The 21,277-nt window shown below is 51.1% G+C and carries 12 protein-coding genes; 2 read left to right on the top strand and 10 right to left on the bottom strand.

The features are described from left to right. Nucleotides 1-78: 78 nt before the first annotated feature. The 4 genes from NH568_RS20135 to NH568_RS20120 form a co-directional block, all read right to left on the bottom strand. The gene (locus tag NH568_RS20135; RefSeq protein ID WP_253050293.1) at nucleotides 79-4,482 is read right to left on the bottom strand and encodes a type I polyketide synthase; all 4,404 of its coding nucleotides are present in this window, start codon (nucleotides 4,480-4,482) and stop codon (nucleotides 79-81) included. Between the two features lie 2 nt (nucleotides 4,483-4,484). Next, on the bottom strand, nucleotides 4,485-9,716 hold the full coding sequence (locus NH568_RS20130; protein WP_253050291.1) for a non-ribosomal peptide synthetase: 5,232 nt from the start codon (nucleotides 9,714-9,716) through the stop codon (nucleotides 4,485-4,487). Nucleotides 9,717-9,830: 114 nt separating this feature from the next. Then, a complete protein-coding gene (locus tag NH568_RS20125; protein WP_269465264.1) occupies nucleotides 9,831-10,037 on the bottom strand; it encodes an MbtH family protein in 207 nt (68 codons plus the stop codon). A gap of 52 nt (nucleotides 10,038-10,089) precedes the next feature. Then, nucleotides 10,090-12,480 (bottom strand): penicillin acylase family protein, encoded by a 2,391-nt coding sequence (locus NH568_RS20120; protein WP_253050289.1) that lies wholly within the window; start codon nucleotides 12,478-12,480, stop codon nucleotides 10,090-10,092. Between the two features lie 359 nt (nucleotides 12,481-12,839). Between NH568_RS20120 and NH568_RS20115 the strand changes: the two genes are divergently transcribed. Further along, nucleotides 12,840-13,364 (top strand): sigma-70 family RNA polymerase sigma factor, encoded by a 525-nt coding sequence (locus NH568_RS20115; RefSeq protein ID WP_054014964.1) that lies wholly within the window; start codon nucleotides 12,840-12,842, stop codon nucleotides 13,362-13,364. On the opposite strand, the gene NH568_RS20110 is transcribed toward NH568_RS20115, so the two are convergent. Continuing rightward, nucleotides 13,361-13,825: a TerB family tellurite resistance protein gene (locus tag NH568_RS20110; RefSeq protein ID WP_253050287.1), complete on the bottom strand. Its 465-nt coding sequence runs from the start codon at nucleotides 13,823-13,825 to the stop codon at nucleotides 13,361-13,363. The two genes, NH568_RS20115 and NH568_RS20110, sit on opposite strands and share 4 nt — an antisense overlap. A gap of 53 nt (nucleotides 13,826-13,878) precedes the next feature. Between NH568_RS20110 and NH568_RS20105 the strand changes: the two genes are divergently transcribed. Then, nucleotides 13,879-14,364: a hypothetical protein gene (locus tag NH568_RS20105; protein ID WP_253050278.1), complete on the top strand. Its 486-nt coding sequence runs from the start codon at nucleotides 13,879-13,881 to the stop codon at nucleotides 14,362-14,364. Here the strand turns inward: NH568_RS20105 and NH568_RS20100 are convergent. From NH568_RS20100 to leuA, 5 genes are all read right to left on the bottom strand, one after another. Next, nucleotides 14,327-14,914, bottom strand: a complete 588-nt coding sequence (locus NH568_RS20100; protein WP_253050276.1) for a hypothetical protein — start codon at nucleotides 14,912-14,914, stop codon at nucleotides 14,327-14,329. The genes NH568_RS20105 and NH568_RS20100 overlap by 38 nt on opposite strands. 81 nt (nucleotides 14,915-14,995) lie before the next feature. After that, nucleotides 14,996-15,595 (bottom strand): 3-isopropylmalate dehydratase small subunit, encoded by a 600-nt coding sequence (gene leuD / locus NH568_RS20095; RefSeq protein ID WP_253050274.1) that lies wholly within the window; start codon nucleotides 15,593-15,595, stop codon nucleotides 14,996-14,998. Beyond that, nucleotides 15,592-16,995: a 3-isopropylmalate dehydratase large subunit gene (gene leuC, locus NH568_RS20090; protein ID WP_253050272.1), complete on the bottom strand. Its 1,404-nt coding sequence runs from the start codon at nucleotides 16,993-16,995 to the stop codon at nucleotides 15,592-15,594. The genes leuD and leuC overlap by 4 nt, the downstream gene beginning before the upstream one ends. Nucleotides 16,996-17,027: 32 nt before the next feature. Further along, nucleotides 17,028-18,104: a 3-isopropylmalate dehydrogenase gene (leuB, locus tag NH568_RS20085; protein ID WP_253050270.1), complete on the bottom strand. Its 1,077-nt coding sequence runs from the start codon at nucleotides 18,102-18,104 to the stop codon at nucleotides 17,028-17,030. Continuing rightward, nucleotides 18,101-19,648, bottom strand: coding sequence for a 2-isopropylmalate synthase (gene leuA / locus NH568_RS20080; RefSeq protein WP_253050268.1), 1,548 nt, complete (start codon nucleotides 19,646-19,648; stop codon nucleotides 18,101-18,103). Before leuA ends, leuB begins: the two co-directional genes overlap by 4 nt. Between the last annotated feature and the right edge of the window lie 1,629 nt (nucleotides 19,649-21,277).

Below are 21,277 nucleotides of genomic sequence, written 5' to 3'. Positions count from 1 at the left end.
GACGCTCGCTATTGGTGTTTTTTTAACGCAAAAACGGCCTCACCAGGAGACCGTCATAAGATATCTGACCAAACTGAATTATTGCTGTAGCTGAGCCACCAGCTGTTCTTCAATCATATATGCCAGGTTATCTATGGTCGGATCTTCGAAAAAGGCGGCAGGTTCCAGTTCAACACTGAACATTTGCTTGGCCTTCGCCAGCATCTGAATGGCCACCAGAGAATCCCCCCCCAACTCCAGCAAGCTGTCAAAAATACCGATTTCGTCAAAGCCCAGATACTCAGCCCACAAAGCAGCCAGTTTATGTTCCAGTTCACTTTCCGGTGCTTCGAACTCGACCGCCAGCTCCGGGCGAGCATGACCTTTTGGCTTGTTTAAGCGCGTGAGAATAGCCTGCTCGGTGGCGCGTGTTGCACTGACAAGTTGTGTCCACTCAGTGCTGGCGCAGTACACCTGCGGCTGTGCAACACCGATGGCTTTATCGAACAACTGACAAGCTGCACCTGGCGTCAGACCCAGCCCATCTGCCAACTCAATATTGGCAGCCATACCGGTACTTTGCCACGCATCCCAGTTCAGTACTTTCACTGCAAAAGGATGTGACTGCTGCGCGACGGCGTCCAGATAACTGTTTGCTGCACAATAATCACTCTGAGCCATGGCGCCGAGTACGGAAGCCAAAGAAGAGCACAGCACCATAGTGTCCAGCTCAGACTCTGCGAACAAGGTCAGCAGGTTTTGCGTTCCCTGTACTTTCGCAGCTGTACTCTGCAGGACTTGCTCTGCGCTTTGCTGAGTAACCAACCCACCGCCTGGTAGCCCGGCAGCATGTATCACCTGAGATATAGAAGAAAGTGGGATTGATGCCGCGTCGAACGCCGCACGCATAGACGCTAAATCGGTGACATCGGCACTGAGTACCAGCAGCTGCGGGCACTGGGCATAAATGTCGAGTAGTTGCTGATAACGCGCACGCTGCTGTGGGGTTTGCTGCTCATCTTCCGCCAGCTGCGCCCACTGTGTACTGTCAGCTAAGGACTGACGAGTCTGTAAGACTAAACTATGGCCCTGTTGCGCCAGGTGTTTTGCCAGTGCCAGACCTACGCCACCTAACCCACCGGTGATCAAGGTGTGTTGCGGCTTTGTCGTCGCTTTCACTGTGCCTGTTTGGTTGCGCACAGCGCACTGAGACTGGGTAAATCGTTGTGTACCACGATAGGCTATTTCACCACGGGCATGGGCTAAATCTTCCCGGAGTGCGGCAATCAGTGCAGGAGTCGGACTGGCTACCATCGTCTCGGTGAGTGCCAACACCTGACAACCTTGCTGTGCCTCTTCCAGCGGTGCCACACGTGTTAACCCAAGTACTGAGGCCTTGGCCGGATTGACGGTATCATCACCTAACACGTTAAAAAGATCGCTTGCCAGTACACTGAGTGGACGTCCGCCCAGAGACAGCACCCACTGCAACACGGGTAGAAGTAAGTTGTATCCCAGTGTGTTTGACGAAAGCGCTGCCGTCAGACGTGTATCAATGACCTGTTCGAACGACCCAATGGCCTCACCAAGTTGCGCCAACTGCTCGGTCGACCCCAAATCAAGTCGGTAAGCTTGTTCGTTGATGCGGCTAAAGGTCTCCCCCTGCCAAACCTGAGTGACCTTTACCCCAGCCTGATTCAAGGCCTCACTCAGCTGACTGACCAGTGGCGTATCCACCGCGATCAGCAGCAGATGTTTATCCTGTAAATCACGGTGAGTATGCGCAAGCTCAACCACTTGTTGCCATTGTGGCACATACAGCTGAGGCTCGGTATTCAGTGCATTGTCTGCTGAGAATGCGACGGCCTCTGATGGCTTGGGCTCAACCCAAAACTCGGTATCAGCAAACACATAGTCAGGCAAAATATTCGCCTGACCGTGCGGACGCACTGTTACCTGTGACCAGTCGATGGCACACCCTAGTTGCCAAAGCTTGCCAAGGGTTTTAGCAAATGGCGGTAACGGCGCTTTGAGATCGCGCGCATGAGACACCGAATGCAGTGCAACCACACTGTCGCCCAAAGTCTGTCTGGCAAGCTTTTGCAAAGTATCCCCGGGTCCGGCTTCGATGAGCACATCACATCGCTCAGCCAGCGCACTGACACCACTCACAAAATTAACGGGCTGGCGGATATGATCTAACCAGTACTGAGCCGAACAAGCCTGCTCTGCTGTGATCCAGGTGCCTGTCACATTCGACACAAACGGCGTGTGTGGCGCCTGAAGTGGTGAGGTGCTCAACACCTGTTCTAACGTACCCGCAAACTCAGGTAATACAGCTTCAGTCAGATGGCTGTGGAAGGCATGAGAGACATGCAGTCGGGTGGTCGCAATATCCGCCGCTTTGAGCTCGCCCTGGAGTGATTTTATTGCCTCACGGGTACCAGCGACAACGGTATTGGTCGGGCTATTCAGTGCCGCAATATCCAGCTCTTCATGCAGGTAAGGCGCAACCGCCTTGCCATCAGCCATGACCGACAGCATGCTGCCAGGTGCCATGCTCTGCAAAACTTCTCCACGCGCAGTCACCAAGCGTGTTGCCACCTCCGGGGTCATCACACCCGCCAGGCAGGCCGCAGCATATTCCCCAATACTGTGTCCCAGCATCGCCGTGATGCGAACACCGTGTGCTTGATAGGCTTTCGCAGTTGCATAAGCCACCACAAACAAAGCAGGCTGAGTGATCCGAGTTTGATTGAGCAATTGATTGGCCGTCAGGATCTCGTTGTCTGCTGGGCTAAATACACTGTTCAGTTCGGCTCTCAGCGCGTCCGGGAAGTGTGCCATCACCTCATCAAATGCCGCCTTAAAGGCAGGCACATCACGCAATAAAGGCTGAGCCATAGTGACATATTGAGAGCCCTGCCCTGAAAACATGAGAGCCAATCGCGGCGCCGTCGCTTTGTCACCTTGCGGTTCACGTAGTAACTGAGCAATTGCCTGCTCAGCACTGTCAGCCACACACGCATAGCGTACAGCCAGAGCACTGCGCTTGTGTTGCAGCTGAGCCGCAAGCTGGGCAAATTGCTCAGGGGTACGCTGCAGCGCATCGGCCAGCGCTTGCGTCTGACGCATCAAGGCGGCCTGACTGCTGGCACTCAGCGGTAACACTTGCCACGGCGTTGATGCACTTACTTCACTTGTCTGCTGGTGCGTATACTCCTGCAAAATCACATGGGCATTGGTGCCCCCCATGCCCAATGAGCTGACCGCAGCGCGCCGTGGTCCATTACTTTGCCAGGGCTTAAGTGTATCGTTGACGTAAAATGGGCTGTTCGCAAAGTCAATTTTGCTGTTCAGCGGCTGACTGTGCAAACTTGGCGGCAACTCCTGGTGGCGCAAGGCCTGAACCGCTTTGATAAGGCCTGTGATACCTGCCGCCGCATCAAGATGGCCCAGGTTGGTTTTAACAGAGCCAATGGCGCAGTACTGTTTTGTATCGCTGGCGTATGCCTGGCTCAGTGCGGCGATTTCAATCGGGTCGCCCAACTCAGTACCCGTGCCATGTGCTTCGATATAACCAACGCTGTGCGGTTCAATATCTGCAAACTCCAGTGCCGCCATGATGGCGTTGGCCTGCCCTGTCACACTGGGGGCAGTGTAGCCCACTTTATCACGACCGTCGTTATTGATTGCTGAGCCTTTGATCACAGCCAGAATGTGATCACCCTCTTGCTGAGCTTCCGCCAAACGCTTGAGAACCACGGCCGCGCTGCCGCTGCCTATCAGAATACCATCGGCCTGCTCACCAAACGCACTCAACTGACCCGACGGTGACAAGCTACCACCCGCAGGCGCATGATAGCCCTGATCCTGCGCCAAATTCAGCCATACTCCCCCAGCCAGGGCAGAGTCACACTCAAAATTCTGCAGGGCACGGCAGGCCATATGAACAGCAACCAAAGACGTAGAGCAGGCAGTCTGTACTGTGACGGCTGGCCCTTTCAGATCCAGTTCATAACTGACCCGGGTAGCAAGTGAGTCTTTGTCGTTACCATTGGTCAGCGCCAGTAAACTGGTGATATCACGTGACTGACCCTGTAATAAATTTTGCATCAGATAGGCAGGCACACCACACCCGGCATATACACCCGTTTGTTCTCCCAGTGGCAACCCGGCATGAGCCATTGCATGCCAGCAAGTTTGCAGAAAGTGGCGTTGTTGTGGATCCAGTTGCTCAGCCTCTTTCGGTGTATATCCAAAGAATTCGGCATCGAACTGCGCGAGTCGCTCAAACGGGACACCACGCTTGACATAATCTGGGTCCGTAAGGTCGGATTCGCTCACCCCGGCTCGACGCAATGCCTCGTCGTCATAACTTTGTACCGCGCACTGTCCGGCGCGAATGTTGTGCCATAAGGCATCGACGTTATCCGCATCGGGGAAACGTCCCGCCATCCCGACGATGGCAATATCCAGTTCACTATACTCATGTTCTGACATGTTTATGATTCTCTTGCTTTTCGTTTGCGAGCGGCGACGGCGCCCATGCCGCGACGCTGTTTGGCACCACTTTGGGTGCTACTTGTTTGTGACGCAACCGTCCCGGACTGTTCCAGGTAGGCTGCCAGGCTGGCAATACTGGGATAGGCGAATAAATCGGTCAGCTGCAGCTGGCTAAACTGAGGTTTTAAGTCATCATACACAGCCATCAGTAATAGCGAGTGGCCACCCAGGTCGAAGAAATTGGCATTCAGATCCAGCTGCTCCGTGGCCAGATGTTTGCGCCACACCGTCTCCAGTGCCAGCTCAATGTCACTACTGGCCGTATTCGAGACCATGCTGGGTGAAGCCTGGACCTTAGGCAGCTGTTGCCGCTCAAGTTTGCCGCTGGCGTTAATGGGCAGCTGTGCCAGCACCACAATATGTGACGGCACCATGTATTCTGGCAACTGCTCAGCCAAAGCACGCTTGAGTTTAGCCGCATACTCTGCATCTTTGTGACGTTCACTTTGCACATAGGCGATCAGGCTCAGCGCCTGCGCCTGCTGCTGGGTGATCACAACGACTGCGGTTACATCGGGTAACTGCGTCAGACGCGTTTCAATCTCGCCTAACTCAACTCTGAAACCACGAATTTTCACTTGATGGTCACTACGCCCATGATAGTGCAGTGCACCGGCTTGCCAGCTGACCAGATCGCCACTTGCATACATACGTCCTCCGTCATTGGTAAACGGATCTGCAATAAAGCGCGTCGCGGTCTGAGCGGCACGTTGCCAATATCCACGCGCCAGCATCTCGCCGCCTATATACAGTTCGCCGACTTGACCGTTCACGACCGGTTGCAGGTTGTGATCCAGTACGTACAGACGACGCCCGTTCAGTGCATGTCCCAGCGGCACGGATTCTCCGGGAGCCAGTGCCCGGCAGTCGTAAATCGCCGTTTCAACAACTATCTCAGTGGGCCCATAGGTATTGAGCAAGCGGACGTCACCCAGACCGGCTTGTCGCCAGTCCGATATCCCCTGTTCAGACATGGCCTCGCCACCAGAGTGAACCTGTCGCAGCCGCGGCAGTGACAATGGAGTTGTTGCAGCAATACGCGCCCAACTGGCGGCAATGCTGCGCCAATAGGCAGCACTCAAGTCCATAACCGATATACCGTGACGCTGAGCTTGCTGATACAAGGTCTCTGCATCCCACAAACTATCACCTCGCAGCACCACGGTTGCACCCACCGTCCAGCTTGGGAACACTTGCTCTACAAAGGCATCAAAATTGATGGTGGCAAACTGCAACACGACGTCATCAGGCGTTAAATTGATAAAATCAATCGCCGAGCCGATATAGCTCGCCAGCGCCTGATGCTCAATCGCTACGCCTTTGGCCTGGCCGGTCGAGCCTGAGGTGTAATTTAAATACGCCAGTGAATATGAATGATGAGACCACTCAGGCGACTGACTATGCTCGTGGTACTCGCTCAGTAAAGTGACCGGTGAAATCACCGGCACAGACAGCGCAAAGGGCGTGCTGTCACCCAGTACAGCAGCACAGCCACTGTCGTCTATCATATGAGTGAGTTTGGCTTGCGGGAAATTCGGGTCGAGTGGTAAGTAAGCGGCATTGGCTTTGAGGCAGGCCAGCACCGAGGCCAGCATCAGCGGCTTACGCGCCTGCATGATACCAACCACTTCACCTGAAAGGCCATTGCCAACAAGACCATTGGCCAGTCGGTTCGCGGTCTGCTCCAGCCATGCATAACTGTAGTGCTGATCTTCAAAGATCACCGCGGTATCATCGGGGTTTTGCTTGGCATATTCACTGATTGCACTCAGCCAGTTTCCGGCCTGCGCAACCACCTGTGGCCCCACTGCAGCATCCGACATAGTCGCCAACTCGGCCTGCAATGACCAGTTTCCTATGGCCAGCTCTGCCTGCTGTGGCAACTGGTTGAGTAACTGCTGATATGCATCACACAATCGGGCAATGGTCGATGTCTGATACAATGCCTGATTGTATTGTAGTTCGATAGTCAGCTGTCCCTGACCATCCAGTCGGGAATCAATACTGAGGTCAAACTGGGCCTGCTGCTGCAAAGACTGTGCGCTGGTCGTTATCGTACCCGCTAAGGCCAGCACATCTGTCACGTCCTGCTCCAGATGGTTATACATCACCTGGAATAAAGGCGTCTGCCCTAAAGCTCTGTGCGGGTTGAGTACTTCCACTAACTTTTCAAACGGATAGTCCTGATGACGCTGCGCCTCAAGTGCCGCAGTCTTACACGCTCTGAGCAGCTGAACAAAACTTTGTTCCGGCGCAACTGCGCCACGGATCACCTGGGTATTGATAAAAAAGCCAACCAAATTGTGTAGCTGAGCCAGATTTCGGTTTGCCACTGCAACCCCGATCTGCGGCTGGCGTTTGCCACTGACACGGTAAAACAGTACCTGCAAACTGCTCAGTAATAACATAAACAGGCTCGCATTGTTGTCATGTGCCAGTTGTTGCAGCTTGTCGGTGTGTTTGTGGTCCAGTGTAAATTGCATCACGCCCAGTGGCGCAGTCAGATCTGCGCCTCGCGCTCGCTCTGGCGCGAACAGCTCTTCATCTCCCTGACCATCCAACCTTTGCTGCCAATAAGCCAGCTGAGTTGCAGCCTGCTCAGATCCCAGCCACTCTCCCTGCCACAGGGCAAAATCTCCGTAGTGAATGGCATCACTTTGAGTCTGCATACTCGGTGCGTTGGCACACAATGCATTGTACTGACGGGTGACCTCCGCCAGGATCAAATCAAAACTCCAGGCGTCGCTGGCAATGTGGTGCATAACCAGCACAAACCTATGATGCTGTTCAGAGTGCGAAATCAAAGCTGCCCGGAAGTTTTCACCCTTGTCCAGTGCGAAAGGTTGCTGCGAAATTTGTTGTTGTATTGTCTGAGCTTGCGCTGTTGGATCGGCGGCATTGCTAATATCGTGCTCTTGCCACTGCAATGGCTGCTCAGTGGTGCGTTGACGCCACTGACCCGTTGCATTTTTGAAGTACGCCTGACGCAGAGCCGGTTGTGATTCAAGCACTTTGGCACACGCCTGTTTAAGCAGTTCAGGCTGAATACTCCCCTGCAACTCCAAAGTGGCACCAATATGATAGGCACAGCTTTGCGGTTCCAGTTGCCATAAGAACAACTGCCTTTGTTGCTGGGTACTCAGCGGATAATCGGCCAACTGTGACGCCACGAGCTGAATGCCAGGTGTTGCCTTTGCTTCTCTGACCAGCTGACAGAAATCTGCAAAACGGTGCGCCGCAAACAGACTGCTGGGTTCAAGCTGACAGTCCAGCTCATTTTGGATCAAGGCCAGCAGTTGAGCGGCTTTAATTGAACTGCCACCAAGCGCGAAGAAATCGGCATCATCATGATTTACCGGATAACGTAATACACTTTGCCAGTGCTGAGCCAATTGCTGCGTTAGCGCATCCCAGTGCGACATATCCGCACCTGACGAGGCGGTGTTGAGTGTTTGCAACTGGATGAGATTAAAATCACCATAACTGGCCAGTTCACCTGCATTTCGCAATTTCAGGCAGGCGCTGCGCTGCAGCTTGCCGCTGGACGTTTTAGGCAGGCCGCCCTGATCTAACAACAAGATCAGTTCAGGACAGGCACCGAACTGCTCGGTAATAAAGTCGCGAACAATCAATGCCGTTTGCTCAGCAGGTGTGTCATTGCGATAGCTATTACTGGTTTCAATCGCCAGGCCAATCCCTTCGCCACTTTCTTTGCTGGGCACCGGGAAGGCAGAAACGCGCCCTTTGCGCACAAAACTTAGCTCGGCTTCGATGGCTCGTTCGATATCCTGAGGATAGACGTTATGGCCATTCATGATGATCAAATCTTTTTGTCGGCCAGAAATATAAAGCTGGCCGTCAAAAACATAGCCGACATCACCGGTTCTCAACCACCGTCTACCTTCGCACTCAACAAACGTGTCCTGCGTCGCTTGCTCATTTTGCCAGTACCCCAAGGCAATGCTCGGCCCCGCAGCCCAAATTTCACCAATTTCTCCGTCAGCCAGTGTACGCTGCGATTGCGGGCAAGTGATCCGCACTATATGTTCGCTGGCAGGCCTGCCGCAGCCCACCTGATGGCTATAAGCGTCGGTATCACGGAGGTCTCTGGCCTCAACCTGATTCGCTTGCCCTTCTGCTAACCCCTGATTATCGAACGCACGGATGACCGCACCGCCGCCGGCTTCTGTACCAGTTACCATCAAGGTGCCCTCAGCCAACCCATAGCACGGGTAAATGGCAGACGCTTTCACGCCCTGAGGTGCAAAACGCTCTGCAAAATCCAGTAAGGTATCGTGGCGGATCGGCTCGGCGCCGGAGAAAGCGACACGCCAGCTGCTTAAGTCGAGCCCCTCCAGTTGTTTTTCACGCACACGCTCAAGACAAAGACGATATGAGAAGTCTGGCCCCCCGGAGATAGTACCTCCATACTCGCTGATCAGCTGCAACCAACGCGCCGGGCGTTCCATAAAATAGCGTGGCGAGCACAATACAAGGAGGTAACCGGTAAAGATAGGCTGTAATAACCCACCGATAAGTCCCATGTCATGAAAGAGCGGAAGCCAGCTCACCGAGACGTCTTTTTCGCTGGTTTGCATTCGTTCAGCAATGGCAACTTCATTGGCTAACAAGTTGCCATGACTGACCATCACCCCTTTAGGCTTAGCTGTTGAGCCAGACGTGTATTGTAAAAACGCAATTTCATCGCTAAGTGCCGGATGGCGCGGCGCTGCTGGCGCATCCCCCGTCAGCTCATCAACCACCTGCACCACCACTTCGCTCAGAGACTCACACATAGCTGAAACCGTATCAGCAAAGCGGCTGGTCGTCAGAACCAGTGTTGCACTGGCATCTTCTGCAATACCCACTGTCCGGGCAATATGTTGTGCTTTCGTCGACTCGGGTGGAAAACTCGGAATGGCAGTCACACCCAGATACTGGCAGGCAAGAAAACTGGTGACATACTCGATACCTGTGTCCATTAAGATCAGTGCTCTGTCACCTGCATTTACATGCGCCTGAAGGTGGCCCGCAAGCCATACACTCTGCTCATAAAGAGCCAGATAGCTCCAGCGGGTATGGGCTTTTTTATCCACACAAACTAATGCTGTTTGCTGAGGTTTTTGCTCAGCATGGCGGGCAAGCTGATCCATTATCGTCGTGGCGGTCATGGGATACTCCGTAAAACATACAGACAGGGAGGCAGGGGCATACAATCCCCTGTATTAGCCAGGTGCGCATCACAATGAGTACCTCAATACCCGTCACAATACGCTACAGAAGAGTTACTGCTCCATTGCCTGGCGAAGGCTGAGTGGACGCATATCGGTCCAGTGTTCATTGATGTAGGCCAGACAGGTCTCTTTATCACCTTCCACACCCACGTCTTTCCAGCCACCCGGAACGCTTTTATAGCTGGGCCAGAGTGAATATTGCTCTTCGTGGTTGACCAATACCTTGAAGGTGCCATTTTCATTGTCAAAGCTCATCATATTCTCCAAAAATCAGACTGTCGGCATAGTGACGCGCGACAGCCTGGGTTTTTTAGTCTTTTTTCACAATCAGTTTGGTACTGCTGATTGCACTGAGCGCAATTTGCCAGGGATAAAATGGCAAGGTGATCAGACCGCCTTGCTGAGCATAGCGCCGGCTACTGTCACTGAAGTGTACTGAGTCGCGGTTAGCACTTTGAGAATGAAGCAATAAGCCTTTGGCCACAGGCCCCCAGTAATCGAAGCCCACTACCATCATCCAGCTGGAGCCATAGTTAACCTCATAACCGTCACGGGTTAATTCAGACCACAATGGCTGACCGTCAACTATGCTGGTCAGAGGCGCACGAGCGGGCTTGGCAAAGCTGGTGAGATCCATGCCATTAGCCGGGGCAAACATGTTAAATCCACCGCTGCTGTGATCAGGACCAGGCCAGGCCATCCGTTCGCTTCCTTTGCGCAGGTATTGGATCTCGCCGTAAGGCGCATCCAGTGCGAATCCATAATGTTGTAAATTGACACCAGCACGCAGCAGCTTCTCAAGAATAATGCGCTCACTTTTCAGGGTGTGTGGCGTGGTGGTTGGCTGAGTTGCATCGAATGGCACAACAAAGTCCTGGCTCGTGTCCAGCTCTCTAAAAAACTCTCGGGCAAGGTGGGCGGCTTTAGAATCCAGGTTAAATTGGCCATCCCACTGTGCAAATGCCGCACAGATAGGGTCCACCTGAGCGCTGACTTGCTCACTTAACACCAGAGTTTGACCGGCATAGTGTTGGCACAGGCCGCCAACCACCACTCGTTGATTAGCGTAATAACTGCCATTGCCCAGTATGACTTTTTCCAGTTCAGACAGGTCGAAACGACCATCCCGGCCACGCTGCGTATTAAGCAGCTCATGTGCATATCGGCTTCGCTCTGATTGCTTTGCATCTACCTTGCCAAATAAGGGAGACACATCCCGGATGGGTTGCTCCGGATTGGTTAACCAGAATGAGTCATTGGAGTTTTGTACATAATCGCGACGCCTGAGAGAAGGAGACTTATCTAAGTCGATGGCACCATTAAATATCATATCACTGCGATCACCAGGCAATACAACCTGGCCCGTCGACGCAAACACCGCGGCTGTATATGGATCGGTGCGCAGCCATTCCAATGCCACAGGTGACAAGTCTGGCACGTTAGAGTCATCGGTATAAAACGTGTCTCCCAATCTGTCAGCAGCGAGTGTATTGTTAAAGGATAACCCGTTGTAACGTGCTGACGCTGCTGCTAGTTCATCTATTGACGCAGCCTTATTGTAAGCGAGCCAGTGATCTATGGCTTCAAAGTTCTCCAGATTTACATCACGGACTGCAAAGGCAACACTCCCTTGCCAGGGGAAGTTTTGTGTGTCTTCCAAAAGAAAACCAAAATGGGTTGCGTAAGCAGTGTGCTCGTGTGTATCGATCCCACCAGCGGTTTTGACCGGGATCTGAATCTGACGGGTTTGTAGATCGCGCCACTGTCCTTCGTACTGATAACGAAGCGGGTTATTCGGGTCCATCGTCAAGCGGTAAAATACGTGGTGCAAGGCACTGGAAAAGGTGTGCGTCCAGGCCAAATTGCGGTTGAAGCCAATGTTCACAACGCCGGGGACACCAACGACAGACGCGCCCATAACATCCAACTCTCCCGAGACCGTTGCATGATGTGTCCAGAAACGAGAGTTACCATGAAACGGAAAATGCGGGTTGGCCAGAACCATGCCTCGCCCGTTAGCTGTAACCGCCTGGCCCAGTGCCCAGCCATTGGAACCTTGAGTAATATCGCCGACAGACTCTGACACTACATCAACCCCACTCAGACTGTCAAACTGAGGTGGTGCAGCTTGAATCAGCATTGGTAACATACGTCCTAAACTGCCCTGTACGCTCATCAGCATTAAACTAGAGACAACGTCATGTGCAGTGATGGGTTTAACCCAGGGCTGATCCCGGCATGCCTGATCCAGTGTTTCACGACCTGCTGCGACTTCGCTCAGAAAGTGGTTATACCCGGCTGCAAAGCCTTCCGCCAGCGCCTTACTGTTATCTGACATCTGATTGTAATGTTGCGCGACACGCCCCGGCAAATCCAGGATCCGATACCCGATATCTGAATATAAATAGTAATTATCCTGGCCCCAGCGGTGTGCCCCCAGGTATTTCGCCCGTTCTCCTCGCTGGCGTAAATAACCATCGGCCAGTATGCAGCCATGATCCTGAGCCTGCGCAAAGGCATTACCATATCCAAGCCCATACAAAGTATCTGCTTTTACGTGTGCAATACCCAAATGCGTGCGAGTGATCCTAACAGATTCCTGAGCGTTAAAATGCGTTGGTGCAGGGGCAGCTTGCTCAGCAGTAACAGCACCCCCCATACAGATTGATAAACCAGCCATACTCAACTTAAAAAAGTTCATATTAATCCTTTTGGTTATTAATTACACAGCAGCATATGACGATAGAGTTCGTCATATGCTCTCCTTGTAGACGTCATAAAAGATTAAAAAAAACAGGGCAGGCAACCAAATAGTGTTAGGCTCGGAGATCATTGCCATGGCAATTATTTAATATTCAAACACAAACGTAATCGCCATATCACCATCAATCCACAGAGCGTTAGGCCCGCCAACATCCTGCAGAACGCACTTTCGCAATATTTGCTACAACATCCAGAAACACACTTGACTTGTGAATACAAAATATAAATAATGCGCAACTGATAACTATTATCATTCGTTATAACGGATCTAAATCAAATACATCAGGAGAAATTACCGTGCCGCAGTCGCAAGAAAAGTGGTCAAATGTCATTGCAGAAAACGAAGCCAAGCTACTCGCTTATCTGAATAATATTCTGCGTTGCCCCTATCTCGCTGAGGATGCGTTACAAGACACCTTTATTCGCCTGTCTGGCATGTCAGCCTGTCAAAACTGCCAGGTTAAAAACTCCAAGAGCTTTTGCTATCAGGTTGCACGAAACATTGCTATCGATATGCTGCGTAAGCAGAGTCGGGAAAGTCTGGTTGATATGGAGTCCGTACACGGCGAACACTTTGATGATGAAGATTCCAACATTGAGACACGCTTCATTGACGAGCAAATGTCAGAGAAGGTAAACCACACCATCGCTAAGCTCTCAACACGTCACCAAAATGTGGTGAGCTTTTACCGAGATGGTCGGTTAAAGCAAAAAGAAATTGCTCAGATGTATTGTATTTCCCCAACCCTGGTTAACTTTCTGATTAAGGAAGCTATTCAGTCTTGCAAAACCGAGTTGGGGACGGCGCAGCTTACCCACTAGTCAGCAAGCTTGAGTTGCTGGCGAGCGGTGAGTTTCGCCGAGATAAAATCGGCATGTGCTACATAGAGCAGACCCGCAATCTTCCTGACCATATGTTCTTCATGCGGGTCCAGGCGACCATCGGCATAAGCAACCAGCCAAAGTAGTTCTATCACTTCGATACGCTCAAGCTCACCAGTATGGTCATTCACGACTCGTACAAAGCGATGTAAATCTATGGCTTCATTCACCATTTCAATCGCCTGATCGCGGATCAGTTCACTGGCCTGTGTGGAAATCCCACTGTGCTGGGTCAGTAACCGCGCTATCATATGGCACTCATCAGCATGAACTTCACCGTCTGCACGCATAATTTCAACCATCAGCGCTGCCAATGCAGTGGTAAAATCGGGAGCCTGATCAGAGTCGGGTTGCTCAGCCAGGGTATTAATGAACTTTCTCAATTGCGCAAACAAGTGCACCTCCTAAATATGTTACACTTCAAGCAAGACGATAATGGATTAGCAGGTTTTGTATGCCACACTTCTGTTTTAAGACAACTCGGTCACTCAAACAACAACGGCGCTTACCTCTTCTGGCCGCATTCTCTTTACTGGTCAGTGCCTGCAGTAGCCACACACCTCCGCCCAATGGCGTAGTCGAAAAGCTTTACGACTTCGATCACAAAGTGCACTACGAACAAACTAAGTATAATGACGACCACTACTATTTACAGATAAAATCGGATAGTTATCAGCACTTTTTGCAACAAAGTGTGTTTTTACTAAGACACAGCCAACGTTTGTGTCAGGGTCAATTACCACAACTGGTAGTGATCGAGGGCATTCAGGGCTTTGATCGACTACCCACCTATCCCAGGCCGTATGAGCCTGACTTGCAAGTTGAAGTGCGGTGTGTGAAACCCCGCAGTGATGCCACTTGCTTAGCTCAGTGCCTCGCACTAAGCCTGCAAGACCGCTGTGTTAATCCTGGTACCCCCAAGGTGCTTTGGGTGCCTTAACCGGTTTGGTCAGGTCAAAGTCTACCCGGAATTCACGCCCTTCTCTTACCATGCGATAGGTAAAACGCTCATCGTAAATATACATCTGCCAGGTATTGCCCATAGATTGGGGAATACCGCGCTTCGCAAACAACTCTTTTGAGTACTGATCTGCCGGGAAAGACTGTACGTTGTTGTAGCCCGCATCGACGGTGTGGCCACCATACATAGTTGAATCGTCATCACTGCCATCCTTATGACGATGGTCGTGCTTCAGGCTCAGACCGCTGCCTGTCTTGGTAATGATCCAAGTGCGCGAAGCATTTTGTCCAACATGAAACGGGATTTGCAGCTCCCGGTCGTTACAACGGCGCACATGCATAATCAAACGCGCCTCACTGAACGCACTGGGTCCCTGATTGTCGACCGTCACTTTGCCTTCATACGCTTTACCACAATGTTGCTTAATGTGGTCAAAAAACGCATCATGCGTGGGGATAGAGACTAACGGTGCCGGACGTGCCATGACTGTACCACTGGCCAGCAAAGCAGCTGCATAAACAAGTTTCATATCTAGGTTCCTGGAAAATAATAAAGGCCGCAGCGTAATCCACTTAGCGGCCTTTGCCAATTAAATGCGGTGATCAAACAGCTACTGCCAGGGACGTGCAGCCTGAAGCTGTTGTTCAAACGACTCTATCTGGGCGTTCAATTGCTCAGTCTCACCAATAAAGTCCAGACCACTGAGAAGCCGCGCTTTAATGTCCGGGCGAACATCAAATGTAATCGGGGCAAAGTACTCACTGCGCAATTGCTGCTGTGCTAAGTCAACTTCAATCTGAATATCTGCCTGGCGCTCACACAAGCCAAACAAGCTATCCAGCGTGCTCGCAGGCAAACTAATGCAAAGCATCTGATTATTGCCACAGTTGTTGAAAAAGATATCGGCAAAACTCTGTGCCAAAATCACAGTAAAACCATATTGTTTTAATGCCCATGGCGCGTGCTCCCGAGAGGAGCCACACCCAAAGTTATCTCGAGTCAACAAGATACTGGCACCCTGATATTGCGGCGCATTCAGAATAAAGCTCGGATCCGGCTCGCCCTGGTCTGTATAGCGCCAATCGAAAAAGAGCGCCTTATCAAACCCTTCTCTGCTGGTTGAGGTTAAAAATTGCTTTGGAATGATCTGATCCGTATCAACATTGTTTTTGTCCAGCGGCGCCAATAATCCGCGATGAAATACGCTCATACCCGCTCTCCTTGAATATCGGTAAAGTGACCTGCAATTGCAGCCGCTGCGGCCATCGCCGGACTAACTAAGTGAGTTCTGCCACCGCGCCCCTGACGTCCTTCAAAGTTTCGGTTGGAGGTCGAAGCACAGCGTTTACCCATCCCCAGACGGTCGTCATTCATTGCCAGACACATGGAACACCCCGGCTCTCGCCACTCAAACCCAGCCGCCATGAAGATATCCGCCAGACCCTCTTGCTCAGCCTGCTGTTTTACCAAACCAGAACCTGGCACAATCAAAGCTTCAACACCGCTGGCCACCTGTTTACCCGCAACGACCTGAGCGGCGGCCCGCAAGTCCTCAATGCGGCTATTAGTACACGAGCCTATAAACACCGTATCTACTTTGGCATCCGTCAGTTTCTGGCCCGCGCGCAGACCCATGTAACGCAGTGCACTGCGCATAGCCTCGGCTTTAATTAAATCCGGTTCAGTTTCCGGATCGGGAATTGTCTCATCAATCCCTATCACTTGCTCAGGACTGGTGCCCCAGGTTACCTGTGGCTGGATCTCGTCAGCACTGATGATCACTTCACTGTCGAAGGCTGCATCAGGATCTGAATGCAAGGTTTGCCAATAGGCGACAGCCTGTTCAAAGTCTTTCCCCTGTGGCGCGAAAGGGCGGCCTTTCAGGTAATCGTAGGTGATCTGATCCGGGGCGATCAATCCGGCTTTAGCACCCATTTCAATGCTCATGTTACACAGAGTCATCCGTGCTTCCATCGACAAAGCTTCTATGGCTGTACCACAAAACTCCGCCACAAAGCCTGTGCCACCGGCCGTGCCCAGTTTGCCGATCACGGCCATGATCAGATCTTTGGCCGTTACGGTTGGCCGTAGCTTGCCAGTGATCTCAATTTTCAGTGATCTGGCTTTCTTCTGCTGCAGCGTTTGAGTTGCCAGCACGTGCTCCACTTCAGAGGTGCCGATGCCATGGGCCAGTGCACCAAAAGCACCATGTGTTGAGGTGTGGCTGTCGCCACACACGATAGTCGTGCCTGGTAGAGTGATCCCTTGCTCAGGTCCCATCACATGTACTATGCCTTGATTCACTGAGTTCAGATCATAAAGTTCAATGCCGAACTCCTGACAGTTCTTTGCTAACGCCTGAAGTTGATTTTTGCTGACTTCACTCGCCGCATCGATAGAGCGGCTTTTGGTCGACACATTGTGATCCATGGTCGCAAAGGTCTTGTGCGGGCAGCGCACCCTGCGGTTCTTTTCACGCAGGCCGGAAAACGCCTGAGGCGAGGTGACTTCATGCACCAGATGTCTGTCTATATACAGTAAATCGGTTTGTTCGTTAATACTGGCGACCACATGCGCCTGCCAGATTTTGTCATATAATGTGTGTGCCACTTGCTACATCCTGTTGTTAATCTGAGATTAGGTTAAATTCGCTCAACAATTGCATGAGCGACGTCCAAAGTGGTATAGCCAGCTTCCGGGTAAATATCCGGTGTGCCCACGCCAGCGGCGACGGCTTCCGCCACTGCCTTTTCAATACGTCTTGCCGCTTCATCCTGTGCCAATGAATAACGTAGCATCAGCGCTGCACTGAGGATCTGTGCGATTGGATTGGCAATGCCTTTACCTGCGATATCAGGGGCAGAACCACCGGCTGGCTCATACAGACCAAAACCCGATTGATTCAGGCTCGCTGACGGTAGCAAACCCATGGAACCGGTGATCATGGCGCACTCATCCGACAGAATGTCGCCAAACAAGTTGTCACACAGCAGCACATCAAACTGCCCCGGCTGTTTAACCAGTTGCATCGCAGCATTATCAATATAGATGTGATCCAGTTCTACATCCGGGTAGTCTTTACTTACCTCACATACGACTTCACGCCACAGCACGCTCGATGCCAGCACATTGGCTTTATCAACCGAGGTAACCCGATTACTGCGCAGCCTTGCCGCTTCAAACGCAAAACGTGCAATCCGTTCAATTTCTTGGCGACTGTAACGCTGAGTATCAAAAGCCGCTTCATCTGGCCCCGACCCTTCGCGACCCTTCTCACCAAAATAGATACCGCCAGTTAGCTCGCGAACACACAAAATATCAAAGCCCTGCTGGCTGATGTCAGCCCGCAGCGGAGAGGCTGCACTTAGTGCTGGTAATAATTGAGCCGGGCGCAGATTGCAAAACAGACCGAAGTGTTTTCTCAGCGGTAATAGAGAAGCGCGCTCAGGCTGCTCCTGAGGCGGTAAATGTTCCCACTTAGGCCCGCCGACTGAACCAAACAAAATCGCATCCGATGCTTCGCAGGCTGCCAATGTTGCTGGAGGCAACGCGACGCCATATTCATCAATTGCCGCACCACCGATAGCATGGTGTTGGCGCTGTAAGCTGATACCAAAGACTTCACTGACTTTATCGAGCACCAGCTCAGCGGCTGCCATGACCTCTGGTCCAATACCATCTCCGGCTAATACGGCTATCTGATAATTTGATTGACTCATCCTGCTTTCCTTTGTTGTTTCAAACTCGAGACCTTGGCGGCTCGGTGAATTAAGTTATAAACGTGGATCATGGCGTGCACTGAGGCTTCTACAACATCCGCAGCCAGTCCGGTACCATGGTATTGACGTCCATCATATTTGGCTATCATATCGACCTGACCCAGAGAGCTTGCCCCCTGACCGGTTGCATCCAGGTTGTATTCAACGATATCAATGGCCTTACCGGTGATCCGCTCAAGTGCCAGAAATGCTGCTTCTACCGGACCATTTCCCGTGGCTGCTTCCTGCTTTAGTTGCTCACCCATTGCAATCCCAACGGTTGCGCTGGCAATAGACTGAGAATTCGACGACGCATTCACAAATTGCAGCTGGTAAAAACTGTCTTTATCAGTAATTTGATTAAAGTGGATCATTGCTTCAAGGTCGTAGTCATATACTGTGCCTTTCTGATCAGCCAATGCCAAAAAGCTCTCATAGAGTGAATCCATATCATAATCAGATTTTTGATAGCCTAGTTCGCTCAGACGATGCTCAATAACATGGCGACCGGAGCGTGACGTCATATTCAACTGGTTATTTGGCACGCCAACGGTTTCCGGAGACATAATTTCATAGGTATTTTGAGCTTTTAATACACCATCCTGGTGGATGCCAGAGCTGTGAGCAAAGGCGTTTTCTCCCACGATAGCTTTATTTGGCTGAACCGGCATATTGCAGATCTTGGCAACCTGACGTGATGCCCGGTATATTTCTTCGCTGCGAATATCACAGCCTACTTGTAAGTGGTCTTCTCTCATTTTCAGGATCATGGCTGCTTCTTCTAATGAGCAGTTACCGGCACGCTCACCAATGCCATTGATGGTACACTCAATCTGTCTGGCACCAGCTTGAACAGCCGCTATCGAGTTTGCCACGGCCAAGCCTAGGTCATTATGGCAATGTACACTGAGTCGTGCTTTATCGATATTTGGCACATTGTTTCGGATATGGTGGATCATTGCTGCATATTCATCAGGTGTTACATAGCCCACTGTATCAGGCAGGTTTATGGTGCTGGCTCCGGCGTCGATGGCTCGCTCAACAACGCGACACAAATCATCAAACGGGGTTCGACTGGCGTCCTCACAGGAGAACTCCACATCATCGGTATAGTTGCGCGCCAGCTTGATAGATTTCACCGCCATCTCGGTTGCATCTTCCAGGGACATTCTCAGCTTATGCTCAAGATGCAATGGGCTAGTCGCAATAAAGGTGTGAATACGCCGCTTCTCCGCGGGTCTCAGGGCTTCTCCACAGGCTTCAATGTCTTTGCTGACAGCCCGAGCCAAACCGCAAATGCTCGGACCGCTTATTTCTCTGGCAATGCGCTGTACCGCACGAAAGTCCGCCGGACTTGAAACCGGGAACCCAACTTCCATCACATCAACATTTAAACGACTAATGGTATGCGCGAGTAGAATTTTATCTTCTTCAGTCAGGCTGGCCTTAAGCGCCTGCTCTCCATCTCTTAATGTTGTGTCGAATATCCAAACCTTGTCTTGCATACCTGATGTCCTCGTTTAAGCATAAAAAAACCCCGCACAATGTGCGGGGTTTATCGTGTTGCTGCCCTTACGCGCAACTACGCCCCGCTCTTACAGCTAAGCAGCAAGAGGTTAAGCGATAGTGACAACGTAATAATTTGCATGTGGGCATTGGTCCTGTTGATGAATTGCCTATGTTTTAACATGGTCGAAAACATCAGATCAAGCATATTTATTTCAAAAAAGCCGATTTATAGCGCGACATAAAGGAGCTTTAATTCACATTAAATAACAATAAAGGTATTTTAATCCCTAAAGTCTGAGGTCATTAGAAATTGAACGCATGAGAGTTTGAAACTTGGGTGATTTAAATTTATTGAAAATAGGGGCAAATATTTTGTTAACCTCCGTTAAGGCACTGAGTTTGCAGTGCCTGCGGCTTGTTCGAACAGCAACTTATGCTAGACCCAACTCCACTCTTGCTTTGTCGTTGTTCTGAGGTTGAACCAGGCCCGACTCGTTAGTGTGTTTGGTAAGGAGCCAATGCCATGCACTTGGTGTGGCCTGTTTATAGATCCCACATCGAGTGCGGGATGACGGTAGTGTAGACCTGTTTGAATGGAGAAATGTCGGCGATATCAACTAAAAAATCTTTAAGCTAAAACGCACATAGCAAAAAAGCCTAACTCGTTCGATTCGAGCTTTTCTGTTTGAAGTCTGACAATGATTGTCGAATTTCAGTGCAAATCATACTCACGGTGTAGCCTGTTAGAAGATCCCGCATCAAGTGCGGGATGACGGTAGTGTAGACCTGTTTGAATGGAGAAATGTCGGCGATATCAACTAAAAAATCTTTAAGCTAAAACGCACATAGCAAAAAAGCCTAACTCGTTCGATTCGAGCTTTTCTGTTTGAAGTCTGACAATGATTGTCGAATTTCAGTGCAAATCATACTCACGGTGTAGCCTGTTAGAAGATCCCGCATCAAGTGCGGGATGACGATAGTGTGGATTTGTATGAATGGAGAAATACATGACACTTCGCCATAAATCGCTCTATACATCATGAAAACAAGCAGTATGTTTGAGCCGGCGTATTTACTACACGTAAAGTGTGGCTTTCCTGCAGCGACTCCAGGTTTACCCAGCTCTACCACACCGCCAACAACAACCCCGTTGTCATCCCGCACGCGATGCGGGATCTGTTTAAACCTTTCTCTCGGCTTTGTTCCAGCGTATTTGTCATACGTACGGTGTGGTCTTCCAGCTGCGGCTCCAGGTTTACCCAGCTCTACCACACTTCCAACAACAACTCCGTCGTCATCCCGCACACGATGCGGGATCCATTTAAACCTGTTTTTCAGTGCTGAGTAGGTTTGTTTCGGTGTATTTGTCATACGTACGGTGTGACTTTCCTGCAGCGGCTCCAGGTTTACCCAGCTCTACCATACTTCCAACAACAACTCCGTCGTCATCCCGCACACGATGCGGGATCCATTTAAACCTGTTTTTCAGTGCTGAGTAATACCATTTTGAATAATTAACTGGTCAGATTTATCCAGTCCCTAAAGCACAATGATTTCACCCTGTCAGCACATGAGATAAACGCATTCCATGCTTCGCTGACCTGATCCAGAATGTCATCATAGTT

Source organism: Pseudoalteromonas sp. XMcav2-N (assembly GCF_024124545.1).
Classification (GTDB): Bacteria; Pseudomonadota; Gammaproteobacteria; order Enterobacterales; family Alteromonadaceae; genus Pseudoalteromonas.
The sequence above is the reverse complement of the archived record's forward strand: the minus strand, read 5'-3'. Positions and strand labels throughout refer to the sequence as shown.